This is a genomic window from Pseudoalteromonas ostreae, from assembly GCF_018069805.1.
GTDB classification, from domain to species: domain Bacteria; phylum Pseudomonadota; class Gammaproteobacteria; order Enterobacterales; family Alteromonadaceae; genus Pseudoalteromonas; species Pseudoalteromonas ostreae.
This window is the reverse complement of sequence record NZ_JAGPYN010000001.1, coordinates 151,297-163,340: the sequence shown is the minus strand read 5'-3', so window position 1 is coordinate 163,340 and position 12,044 is coordinate 151,297. Positions and strand designations below refer to the sequence as shown.

General features: G+C 39.8%; 10 protein-coding genes. 6 read left to right on the top strand and 4 right to left on the bottom strand.

The window, feature by feature from the left end:
* Positions 1-68: 68 nt before the first annotated feature.
* Positions 69-1,646, bottom strand: coding sequence for an alkyl hydroperoxide reductase subunit F (gene ahpF / locus J7338_RS00645; RefSeq protein ID WP_210794627.1), 1,578 nt, complete (start codon positions 1,644-1,646; stop codon positions 69-71).
* A gap of 145 nt (positions 1,647-1,791) precedes the next feature.
* Positions 1,792-2,361: an alkyl hydroperoxide reductase subunit C gene (gene ahpC / locus J7338_RS00640; RefSeq protein WP_145234205.1), complete on the bottom strand. Its 570-nt coding sequence runs from the start codon at positions 2,359-2,361 to the stop codon at positions 1,792-1,794.
* A 245-nt stretch (positions 2,362-2,606) separates the two neighbouring features.
* Here ahpC and J7338_RS00635 point away from each other — a divergent pair, with 245 nt between their 5' ends.
* The 6 genes from J7338_RS00635 (at position 2,607) to J7338_RS00610 (ending at position 8,538) form a co-directional block, all read left to right on the top strand.
* A complete protein-coding gene (locus J7338_RS00635; protein WP_210794625.1) occupies positions 2,607-3,026 on the top strand; it encodes a DUF3429 domain-containing protein in 420 nt (139 codons plus the stop codon).
* A 57-nt stretch (positions 3,027-3,083) separates the two neighbouring features.
* Positions 3,084-3,455 carry a hypothetical protein gene (locus J7338_RS00630; protein ID WP_145234209.1) on the top strand — a complete coding sequence of 124 codons (372 nt, stop codon included), beginning with the start codon at positions 3,084-3,086 and terminating at the stop codon, positions 3,453-3,455.
* A gap of 8 nt (positions 3,456-3,463) precedes the next feature.
* Positions 3,464-4,267, top strand: coding sequence for a class I SAM-dependent methyltransferase (locus tag J7338_RS00625; RefSeq protein WP_210794624.1), 804 nt, complete (start codon positions 3,464-3,466; stop codon positions 4,265-4,267).
* A gap of 2 nt (positions 4,268-4,269) precedes the next feature.
* Positions 4,270-5,259 (top strand): Gfo/Idh/MocA family protein, encoded by a 990-nt coding sequence (locus tag J7338_RS00620; protein ID WP_210794617.1) that lies wholly within the window; start codon positions 4,270-4,272, stop codon positions 5,257-5,259.
* 195 nt (positions 5,260-5,454) lie between these two features.
* Positions 5,455-7,131, top strand: coding sequence for a methyl-accepting chemotaxis protein (locus tag J7338_RS00615; RefSeq protein WP_210794615.1), 1,677 nt, complete (start codon positions 5,455-5,457; stop codon positions 7,129-7,131).
* A gap of 543 nt (positions 7,132-7,674) precedes the next feature.
* The gene (locus J7338_RS00610) at positions 7,675-8,538 is read left to right on the top strand and encodes an EamA family transporter (protein ID WP_210794613.1); all 864 of its coding nucleotides are present in this window, start codon (positions 7,675-7,677) and stop codon (positions 8,536-8,538) included.
* Positions 8,539-8,611: 73 nt separating this feature from the next.
* Here the strand turns inward: J7338_RS00610 and J7338_RS00605 are convergent, their stop codons facing one another.
* Together J7338_RS00605 and J7338_RS00600 are read right to left on the bottom strand one after the other, a co-directional pair.
* Entirely contained in the window at positions 8,612-9,475 is an 864-nt protein-coding gene (locus J7338_RS00605) for a diguanylate cyclase domain-containing protein (RefSeq protein WP_210794611.1), read from the bottom strand.
* A 260-nt stretch (positions 9,476-9,735) separates the two neighbouring features.
* Entirely contained in the window at positions 9,736-11,745 is a 2,010-nt protein-coding gene (locus tag J7338_RS00600; protein WP_210794609.1) for a hybrid sensor histidine kinase/response regulator, read from the bottom strand.
* Between the last annotated feature and the right edge of the window lie 299 nt (positions 11,746-12,044).

The following is a 12,044-nucleotide window of genomic DNA, read 5'->3' as shown; positions in this document are numbered from 1 at the left end:
CTTTGGAGAGGGCGGCTTAGGTGAACAAACAGCAATGGGTGAGAGCTGTTATATCAAGAGACTTTAATTTATGCTACGCGTTGCTCTTCACTAGGTGTTTGACGAATTAAGTAATCAAATGCCCCTAGGCTTGCTGTTGCACCACAGCCCATCGCAATGATGATTTGCTTAAATGGTGTGGTCGTTGCATCTCCCGCAGCATATACTCCCGCTAAAGATGTCGCTCCTTTTGCATCTATTATTATTTCGCCAAACTGACTGAGTTCAACATTACTGTCTTTTAACCATTCAGTGTTAGGTATTAAGCCTATTTGCACAAATATACCGGCTAAGTTTAACTGTTTGTTCTCACCTGAGGTGCGGTCAGTATAGCTTAAGCCCGTCACTTTTTTACCATCACCGAGTACTTCTGTAGTCTGGGCATTCTTAATAATGGTGATATTCTCTAAGCTATTGGCTTTACGAATAAGCACTTCATCGGCGCGTAATGTATCTGCAAATTCAAGTACCGTAACGTGTTCAACAATATTAGCTAAATCAATTGCCGCCTCAATACCCGAATTACCACCACCAATAACGGCAACAGGTTTGCCTTTAAATAACGGTCCATCACAATGTGGACAATACGCTACACCATGACCACGATACTGTTGTTCACCCGGTACGTTCATTTCGCGCCAGCGTGCGCCTGTGGCAAGCACTAACGATTTCGCTTTAAGCGTTGCGCCGTTTTCGAGAGTGATCTCATAACCATTATTAGCACGCTGAAGAGCGGCTGCACGTTGGTTATGCATGACATCTACGTCGTAATATTTAACATGTTCTTCAAGCTGGGTAACCAATTTTGGTCCTTCAGTGGCTTTAATTGAGATAAAGTTTTCAATTGCTAAGGTATCTGCAACTTGACCACCAAACCTATCGGCAACAATGCCCGTATTAAGCCCTTTGCGCGCCGAATAGATAGCCGCCGATGCACCAGCAGGCCCACCACCAACAACCAGTACGTCAAATTGCTGCTTTTCACTTAGTACCGCCGCTTGACGTGCAGCTCCTTTAGAATCAACTTTATTAAGAATGTCAGTTAGGCTTAATGCACCTTGACTAAAAGGTTCACCATTTAAATAGACGGCCGGAACAGCAAGGATATTACGTTGTTCAACTTCGTCTTGGAATAACGCACCATCAATCATAGTGGCTTTAATTTGACGATTGGTGGCTGCCATTGTATTCAGTGCTTGCACAACTTGCGGGCAGGTTTGACAGCTCAAGCTAATATAAATTTCAAAATTAAGGGGTTGGTCCAGTGATTGTATTTGTTCAATGTCTTCTGCCTTCGCTTTGCTTGCGTGGCCGCCTGTATGTAATAAGGCTAGCACTAAACTTGTAAATTCATGTCCCATTGGTACACCAGCAAAAGTGATATGGGTATTTTTTATTGCTGAATAAACAACCATAGAAGGACGGCGAGCGTCAATATCAGGGTTGTTCGATACTGTAAATTTATCGCTTAACGATGCAAGATCGTGAGCCAAGTTTTCAAGTTCTGTTGATTTTTTGCTGTCATCCAAGGCGATAAGCAGCTCAACCGGTTGAGTAAGCGATTCAAAATGGCTTTTTAATTGATTTTTAATATTGTTGTCTAACATGGCTCCGCCCTTGTTTTCAGCAAAAGGAAACCCATCACACTCTTGTTTTGTATAAAACTAATGTGCTTAAAAATTGTGTAATGGGTAACGTGATTTTAAGCGCGACTTAAGCCGCGCTTAATGTAGCTAAGCTACGCTTGGCGAATTAGATTTTGCCAACTAAATCTAAAGAAGGAGCAAGTGTTTCTTCACCTGGCTGCCAAGAAGCCGGACATACTTCACCATCATGAGTCGCAATGTATTGTGCCGCTTGTACTTTACGTACGAGTTCTTTAGCACTACGGCCAATACCTAAATCATGTGTTTCAATGATTTTGATTTCGCCCTCAGGGTTCATTACAAACGTACCGCGCAGTGCTAGGCCTTCGTCTTCGATCATTACGCCAAAGTTACGTGTAATACGCCCTGTTGGGTCACCGATCATAGGGTAAGTAATTTTACCAATAGTGTCTGATGTATCGTGCCATGCTTTGTGAGTAAAGTGAGTGTCAGTTGATACTGAGTAAACCTCTACACCCATTTCTTGTAATTGCGCGTAGTGATCCGCAACATCACCCAGTTCCGTAGGACATACAAAGGTAAAATCAGCTGGGTAGAAAAAGAAAATTGACCACTTACCTAAAACATCTTGTTCTGATAGTTCAACAAAATCACCATTGTGGTAAGCCGTTGCATTGAAAGGTTGTAATTTAGTGTTAATTAATGAAGTGCTCATAGTATTCCTCATTTGTTTATTTAAAGTGTAAACAACGCAAGCTGCTGCGTTGGCTTGAGTTATACAATAAGGTGTAAATAAAAATTAATAAAATTGATTGTTTAGATTAATTCAATCGATTTTATTGACTAAAGTGGTCGTTGTCATCTGGACAGATAGGGCTAAAGCTTTTTTTGCGTCTAATGTTACAATGCTCACTGAAAAATATCGCGAATACGTATTTTTAGTTAATTTTGGGGTAAGCCATGAATAAATTCATCAATCATATCCAGTTAGGCTATTTAGGCTTATTGCCCTTTTTAGCGTGTGTCGGTTGGCCGTTATTAGTCGGTAGTAATAACTTTAATATGCAGTTTTTTACTTTTTATAGTATTGCGATTTTGGCTTTTATGAGTGGTAACTTATGGCACGCTGGACAACAGAGTTATCGAGATGCGGTTAAGGCTATACTACCGATTTTACCGCTTGGCTTTTTAGCTTTTTTACCACAACACATAACCTTGGCTTGGTTAGCGGTTAGTTTTTGGCTGGTATTACAATTTGAAAAAACCAGCCCGCAATGGCAAAGCTACCATGCTGATTATCAAAAAATGCGCTTTGTATTAACCTCAGTGGTGTTTGTTTGCCATATTTTTGTGATTGGTATTAGTTTATACCCTAACTAACTCGCCCTTTAAAACGGATTAATGTACCATCCGTGCACTGCTTTTTGAGGAACTAAAATGATAGACCAATTGCGCCAACAGCTTGATCAACTCGGTGAAAACTACGTTGAGAAAAGCGCTCATTTCAAAATTAAAGTGATCCCTTTTTTTTGTGCTATTCAAATCAAGAAAGATCATAAGAGTGAAGGCCGATTATCGTTTTATTCTAATCAATGGCTTGAAATTGCACTTGTGGTACTCTTTTTACTGTTTGGCTTAATGCTCTTCGATCCTGACGCAGGCTTTACTCATGGCCCTATTCATATAGCGTTTGCAGTATTAATCACGTTTAATTTAATTATCAAACAAATCGCGATTGAAGGACTAAAAACTCGCTTAGCGTTTTTACGTTTAATTGATCATGACGCTAAAAACACACCACTAGAATAATTGAATTAATGTATTTAAATCCTAATTGGCGGATCCTTACCGTTGGCGATGGCGACTTATCGTTTTCTCATGCTTTATCTACTGATCTAAAGCCGGCCAAGTTAGTTGCTTCTACCTATGATAGTGCAGCCACGATTACCTTAAAATATGCTGATAACGCACTAAATGCACTGCGAGATCATCACATTACGGTACTGGATAGTTTTGATGTGACTAACCCGCAAGCTTGGCAGCGCTTAAATGGCGAGCTATTTGATGTGGTGATTTTTCAATTTCCGCTTATTCCTGCTTTTGTCGGGGAAAGCGCGTATCGTGAAAACACCCAAACAACCAGTATGAATACCCTCAACCGCGCTTTGCTACACCAATATATTAAATACGCGACCGAGTTTGCTCTTGATAACAATGGACCCATGTTTTGCTACATCACCTCAAAAGATGTTAAACCATATCGTGAGTGGAATATTGAAGGCAGCTTAAATTATGGCTTAGAATCACGCTATATCGGCCAAATGCCATTTGATATCAGCCCTTTCCCTGGCTATAAAATCCGTAATGTTGATCGTGACAAACACGTAAAAGACACCAGTGGCACCACTTATGTATTCAGCCCAAAAGAAACAACTGAACTCCATAATCGATTAACTATACCAAGCTACTTAGCAGTTGATAGCTGTTCGCTGTGCCGAGTAGGTCCATTTCAAGCCTGTGAAGATAAACAAAAACACCTATTAGCTAAAAAGCACCAACAAATGTTAGGCTTTGAGGCAGACTGGCAAGCTTGGCTTGCACAATTCAACAATCAGGAGTGACCATGAATTTTGTGATAGTCGGCACCAATTTTATTAGCGATACTTTACTTGCTGCGGCTAAAACAGTCAGTGGTTTTTCATTATATGGCGTATGTTCACGTGCCGAGCAAAGCGGTCATGCATTTTTAGCTAAGCACGCTATAAAAAATGCAAAAGTATTTACGACTATTGAGCAAGTATGCAGCGACGACAGTGTAGACACTGTATATATCGCAGCCCCCAATAGTTTGCATAAAAGCTATGCTGTCGCCTGTTTAAATGCAGGAAAACACGTATTAGGTGAAAAACCTGCAGCAGCAAATAGCCAAGAATTAGCCGCGATAGTGGACGCGGCAAAACAAAATAATCGCCTTTATATGGAAGCGATGATGACCACTCACCTGCCTAACTTTGCCGTTTTACAACAAGCCATTGCCAAAATTGGCACGCCACGTAAATACATAGGTCAGTATAGTCAATATTCATCTCGTTACGATAAATACAAAAATGGCGAGCGCCCGAATACGTTTTTACCTGAATTTGCCAATGGCGCCCTCGTCGATTTAGGGGTTTATCCGCTATATATCTTGATCGCACTTTGGGGTGCACCAAACACGGTAAAAGCCAGTGGAGTATTACTTGAAACAGGGGTAGATGGTGCTGGTGATGTATTACTAAATTATAGTGATAAGCAAGCAGTGATCAGTTATTCAAAAATATCTCAAGGTGATAATTTTACCGAGATCCAAGGTGAACAAGGCCGTATTAGAATCGAGGCTGTTTCGTTGTTAAAACGTATGCAGTTTATCGCCAACGATGGCACTGTTGAAGAGTTATCACAGCCATTTGACGAACACTTTATGCGTCACGAAGTTGCCCATTTCATTACAATCGCCAACGCAGGACAACTCGAATCACCTATCAATACCCATCAACTAAGTATCAATGTGATGGCTGTACTTGATAAAGCAAGACAGCAACTTGGCGTTATTTATCCTGCCGACCGACAATAAGCCAAAAAACTTTATTCACGTAAAAACAACGCCTCAACGCTTGCCAATTATGTTGCCACTTCTATCATACTATTGCAACCTGCTCACTGATTTAGTACGTACCCAATAGTAAATAAAAGCCATAAATTCTTTAGTTAATTGAAATTATATTCTATAGTTATTTAGCATTATTATTAAATCGCATCAGAGGCAATTTTGACAATTAGATTAATGCTTAGAACTGTTTTTGCTCTAGCAATTACAATTGCAGCAGGGCTACTCATTATCATATTACTGTTAAAAACAGGATTATCTGATAGCCAACAATCGGCTCAGCAACGTTATCAACTAAGTCATTTCGCTAAACTCTCTGCCTCCAACTCTATCAGACTAACAGAACTTGCCCGTCAATACGTTGTGACGCTGCAACCTAGTTATAAAAATGAATATTATCATCTTGTTGAGCAGATACAAGGTACACAGCCATGGCTAGATGATCGTAAAAAATCATATATTGATCGCCTTAAAGAATTTAACGTTAATGAGCAGCAATTAGCTTTACTTGATAAATCAAACTCACTTTCATTACAATTAGTCAAAACAGAAGAGCGTGCATTTCAGCTGGTAAGCCCCCTTACAGGCCAATCACCTTCGTCATTAAGCTCCGCTGACTCAAAACAGTGGGTAAAAGCAATAGAGCTACTTACTGATCAAAGCTATATGAATGAAGTGGCTAAAATTCAAACACCAGTGCAAGCATTTCTATCCGCTGTTCAAAGTAGCAGCTTACAATATGTAGAAAATAACAATAACCGTGTTGCCAATTTGAGCCTTACTAGCATCGTGCTGGTGTTAGTAATAATTACCATTTTAATTTTATGTTATTTACAACTCGAAAAGCGGGTAATTAAAACCACAACACAACTCGTTTACGAAGCACAGCGGATAGCCAATGGCGACTTAACACGTAAAATTGTTCATACTGGCAAAGATGAAATCGCAGAGTTATCCGCCAGCTTTAACATTATGGTTGATAAACTATCCACACTACTTTCAGAAATCAATTCGCAATCCCAACAAGCGCAAGTAGCCTCTAACGAGCTAGATACTATTGCACAACAGGCAAAGCTGCTTAATGATGAACAAAGTCAAGCAATCGAAGTGATCTCAAGCTCAGTATATGAAAACTCTACTGCGGTTAAAGAAGTATCAAAAAACTGCTCTGAAGCCGCGCAAAATGCAGGAGATGCGGATGCTAAAACACAAGCAGGGATCGATGTCGTTAATCAGAGTATTCATTCTGTTGAATCGGTTGCCGAAATATTAACTGAGTCAATTAATGATTTAAATGAGCTAGAGTCTTCTGTTAACGAAGTCGCGGTGATCTTAAATGTGATCAGTAACATTGCTGAGCAGACTAATTTATTAGCACTTAACGCTGCGATAGAGGCGGCTCGGGCTGGTGAACAAGGCCGTGGTTTTGCAGTCGTTGCCGATGAAGTACGCACATTAGCAAGTCGAACACAAAGTTCAACTGTCGAAATACAAGATAAAATTAATAGTTTACAATCTGCCAGTAATGCAGTGACTGAACGTATTCGTAGCAGTGATGTGCGCGTTAAGGATGCCGTAGCAAACTCAGAAAAAGTTGGCTTGATGCTTAAAGAAATAAGCACCCAAGTACGCTTAATTTCAGATGCAAACCGCACCATTGCGGCAGCGTCTGAACAGCAAGCACAAGTTACCGAAGATATTGCAGAGCGCTTAACCGGAATTCAAGACGCGAGTGTGCAATCGCGTTCACAAACCGAGCAAATCTCATCATCATCAAGCGAGCTTGCACAAGTCGCGCTTAATTTAAATACACAAATAAGTAAATTTAAATTAAGCTAGTCCATTCACCCGCAATCTGTTTTTGATTGTTAGCGAAGTTGCCTGCAACACGTTCTTGTGTATTGGTTAAATCACCATAGTATTCATCAACATAATTTTATGATGGATTAGCGCAATTTGATGGTAATAAACCGTTATTTGAACGTTCTGCCTCTAGTGACTATGTATTTCATATTAATGAGTTACCACAAATAGAACTCCGCAAAAAATTATGCTCCTGGGTATGTACCGATTTACATTAATTATAACCGTTTAAATACTGCCAGCCCATCAGCGGTATTTTAAATGAGCAATGACACGACTGTTGTACGTGGCCCTGTCCCAGTACATCCAGATTAATTTAATATACTAAAAAGAGCATTTCACTGACTTGATTTAAAAGCGATTTATCGTGTGTTATTTTTTAGTAATAGATGAACCTTGCCAAAATCACTTTCAATTCCAACAGGGTGCCTCTAAAGTTAATGTAATTAAACCGATTTTACTATTCAAGCAGATAGTTTATCAGTAGAATCGCGGAAAATTGACCATGTAGGGACAACAATGCAACGCACTATTCCTCCTTTTTTCATTGCTGTTATTTGCGTATTACTTGCCATGATGACTATTCAGTCAGGCGCTTCAATTGCTAAACAACTCTTTCCAATAATTGGCCCAGAAGGGACAACAGCACTTCGTTTAGGTTTTTCAGCGGCTATATTGTGTTTAGTGTTTAAACCTTGGCGCGCCTTTCCGCCACTTGGTCAACGCATGCCAATTATTGTTTATGGTTTATGCTTGGGCGGTATGAACATTTTATTTTACTACGCCATTGAGCGTATTCCATTAGGGATTGCAGTCGCACTTGAATTTACCGGCCCGTTAGCGGTAGCGCTGCTATCATCTCGACGAAAGCGGGATTTATTCTGGGTCGCCTGTGCTATATCGGGGATCGTAATGTTGCTCCCGGATATGAAAGGTGAAGAAAGTCTCGACCTACTGGGCGTGATTCTGGCACTAGGTGCTGGTGCATGTTGGGCTGGGTATATCTTATTTGGCAAAAAAACCGGTAATCAAAGCTCTGGCGGGATGACCGTAGCGCTTGGTATGAGTGTGGCGGCGCTTATATTAGTTCCTTATGGTGCTATTTCTCAAGGTGGTGCACTACTAAGCTGGGAAGTGATCCCGTTAGGGTTATTGATTGCGATTATGTCAAGTGCATTACCTTACACCCTGGAAATGATTGCACTGCGTAATATGCCTGCACAAGGATTTAGTATTATGATGAGTTTGGAGCCCGCGATTGCGGCACTTGCTGGCTTTATAATTTTAGCCGAGTTATTAACTATTTGGCAATGGTTAGCTATTATTTTAGTGATAACAGCATCAGTTGGCAGTTCAATGTCGACAAGGAAAGACAGCAACTAACAACCCCAAAAAGACGTAAAAAATATTAGTTATAAAACTAAATGTTGATTTTAATCAAAGGGGAGTAACGCGTTTAGACAATACGATTGCCCCCAGCATTTTTCGCAACATACATTGCTTGATCTGCATGCTGGATAAGTTGTTGTTCATTCTCGCCCATTTCAGGATAACTGGCGATACCGATACTAACTGAAAGCTGTAATGTATGCTCATCTATCACAAATACTTGTTCGCACTCTCTGCGGATTTTTTCAGCTGTTTTATGTACGTCTGAACGCAGGCTAATTCCGTGAAGTAAAACTAAAAATTCGTCTCCGCCTAAACGCCCAACAGTATCAGACCCTCGAACACACCCTTGTAGCCGAGCTGCAATAGCTTGCAATAGTCGATCACCACATTGATGCCCATATGAATCATTAACTTCTTTAAAACCATCAAAATCTATAAACAGTAGCGATAATTCAACCTGCTGTCGGTCAGCTTTCGTTAATATTGATTGAATACGGTCAAGTAACAACATACGATTGGGTAGCCCCGTTAGTTGATCATGCCCCACCATATGTTGTAATTGCTTTTCAAATTCTTTACGTTCGGTGATATCATGAGCAACGGCTATTCTGAACTGATGTGAATCAGACCAGCGAACAGACCATAATATATGCACCACTTGCCCGTCTTTTCTCACCCAACGATTTTCAAAGCGCGGTTTAGAGCCTCCAGATAATAACGTATTTACTGCGTCAAGCGTGATCTCAAGATCTTCTTTGTAAACAAAGTCGAGCATCGGTTTACCAATTACTTCAGCAGGCTCGTAACCAAAAATGTCTTTAAAAGCCGCGCTCACAAAAACAAATACCCCTTGCTTGTCAACCACGCACACAGCATCAAGCATCAGTTCAAGTACATCAGTGAGACAAACCACCCCAGCATTTTTCATTTAACTCCATGCCTCAAACAGTAAAGTTGCAAACTTCATTATTTATTTACAGTACACATCAGTTAAGCAATCAATTATTGCGTAATAGTGTATAAGGTATCTTAGGATACGATTCATTGCTGTTGAGATCTATAAAGAAATAATAATATATTACGATAATAAAACTAATCATAGTGCGTTTTATCAAATACCACATTAAAATACATACAAATATTAGGCCACGTTATGTTTATCTGTCAGTAAACTCTCTTGTCTTTACGCTAGTGCTTGCCCACAGCATTAGCAACCGCTTCTTCAATCGAATGTAGTTTAAAAGGCTTTGAAATGAACATGTCCATGCCTGCTTCTTTACACGCAACTTTATCGGTAGATGATGTGTTGGCAGTCAATGCCACTATTAAAGTATCTGCATAAGGACAAATATGTTGCGCTCGTAAAATTTTAGTGGCCTCAAGTCCATCCAGCTGCGGCATCACGCAATCCATGAAAATAAGATCGTATTTTTTTTGCTTACACTTTAAAATTGCGTCTTCGCCATCAACTGCAAAATCGGCTTTAATATTTAGTTTTTCAAGCGAAGCGTCCAGTACCAATCGGTTTATTTGGTTATCATCAACAACTAAAACCGATAAATTAGTTGCCGCTGTGACAACGTTTACCCGAGGATTACTTTCAATTTGTACTGCGCCGACTGCAAGTGGGATATCCACGATAAATGTCGTACCTTGGAGAATCGTACTATCAACTGTTATTATCCCCCCCATAAAATCAATTAATTCTTTTACGATTGCCAAACCTAAGCCCGTGCCACCTTTACTCTTTTTTGCGTCTATTTCTTGTGTAAAAGGTGAGAATAATGAATCTAAAAATGAATTAGTCATCCCCCTTCCGCTGTCACACACTTCAAGATGTAAGGCTAATTTATCATCGACTACATTCACATCAGCATTAAATTTTACCAAGCCTTCGTCAGTGAATTTTAACGCGTTACTTAATAAGTTTGACGCAATTTGGCTCAGCCGAGCATTATCGCAATAGGCCCAACAGTCATCTGCTATCGTTATATTTGTTTGAAAATCAACCTTACTTTCTTTAAACAATGGAATGTACAACGAAGCAAGATCAACAAAAATTGTTTTTAATAAAAAATGGTTTGGTTCGAGTTTTAGCTCACCGTGATTTATTTTTGAAAAGTCGAGCACTTCGTTAATTATACTCAGTAAAATATCCGCACTACGCAGAGCAATCTTTAGTTTTTCAACTCTCTTATCTTCACGGCGCTCACCTAATAGCGTGGTTAACATTCCGGTTATGCCGTTCAATGGTGTCCTGAGTTCGTGACTTATTTTAGCTAGTAGCATGCTTCTATCTTCTAACATGCGCTCTGCTTCTGCTTTTTTATTTTTTAACTCTTCGCGAAGCATGACCGATTCAGTTACGTCTTGTAAGGTGCCAAATAACCTCACACATCGACCATTTAATAACTCAGCTTCACCAAATGTTGAGACCCATAAAGTCTGCCCATTAGCAGTAACAAGTTCGAGGTCGAGATGCCACTTCTCGCCACTTTGTATTGCAGAGTTCACTGCATTAACGATGCTTTCTCTGCTTTCTCCTGCTTTAAAAAATTCAGTCGCAGCATTAAGATCAGGAACATAGCTATCACTAACTTGGTAAATACGCCGTGTTTGTTCGCTCCAAGTGACTTTATCAGTGAGTAAATCAACTTCCCACGTGCCAATATTTGCTACAGTCTCTAATTTTAACAGCGTATTATTGTTTTTAATGAGCTGTTCATTGGTGATCTTGCGGGCAAACTCAGCACCCAGCCATTGTGCAAATAACTCAACATAGTCATGGGCTTGTTGTGAAAAGGGAGTTGATACAGCCGGTGATGAAAAGTTAACTGTACCGAATACATTTGAACCGACTTTGATTGGCGCACCAATATAAGATTCGAGCTGGAAATTTAGGTAACATGGGTGGTTTGCAATGCGACTACTCGACGCTTTATGAAAAGTAAGCGCGGCATTTGCTGCGAGTGTATGTACACAATAAGTGCCTTCTAAATCAAACGTTGTACCTGAAGCTAAAGAATTATCAGGTGTTATAACGTAGAGCACGGTATAAATATTTTGTTCAATTTGACTAACAATCGCGATATCTAAATTAAATACATCAAGGCCAAACTTGAGCAAACTATGCGTTTTCTCGTCAAAACTTTGACTTTGATCAGATACAATATCATGGAAGCTTCGAAGGAAATTCAAATAAATACCTCGTATTATTTTGCATAGTAACAGATGCTGTAGCTAAAAAATCTTATTTAACCTCTTCATATTGGTTAATTATTATAGCCTGTAATTAAATATTTATCTTACTCGGGCACGCTGACCTTTCAGAATTAAAATTTGTTCAATTTAGCCGTAACGCTTAGGCCATCGCATGCCTGCCAGTTATGCTGCGTTATCGTCTATTTATGAGGAATAACCACACCACATAAGCTCATCCTTGCCTAAAAGTCAAACACATTGCTGTAAAGCAATTTCGAAATAGAAACACGCCCTAA

Excerpts from the sequence above, each read along its gene's own strand:
- J7338_RS00610 (WP_210794613.1), top strand. The coding sequence starts at position 7,675 with ATGCAACGCACTATTCCTCCTTTTTTCATTGCTGTTATTTGCGTATTA.
- J7338_RS00625 (WP_210794624.1), top strand. The coding sequence starts at position 3,464 with ATGTATTTAAATCCTAATTGGCGGATCCTTACCGTTGGCGATGGCGAC.
- ahpC (WP_145234205.1), bottom strand. The coding sequence starts at position 2,361 with ATGAGCACTTCATTAATTAACACTAAATTACAACCTTTCAATGCAACG.
- ahpF (WP_210794627.1), bottom strand. The coding sequence starts at position 1,646 with ATGTTAGACAACAATATTAAAAATCAATTAAAAAGCCATTTTGAATCG.
- J7338_RS00605 (WP_210794611.1), bottom strand. The coding sequence starts at position 9,475 with ATGAAAAATGCTGGGGTGGTTTGTCTCACTGATGTACTTGAACTGATG.
- J7338_RS00630 (WP_145234209.1), top strand. The coding sequence starts at position 3,084 with ATGATAGACCAATTGCGCCAACAGCTTGATCAACTCGGTGAAAACTAC.
- J7338_RS00635 (WP_210794625.1), top strand. The coding sequence starts at position 2,607 with ATGAATAAATTCATCAATCATATCCAGTTAGGCTATTTAGGCTTATTG.
- J7338_RS00620 (WP_210794617.1), top strand. The coding sequence starts at position 4,270 with ATGAATTTTGTGATAGTCGGCACCAATTTTATTAGCGATACTTTACTT.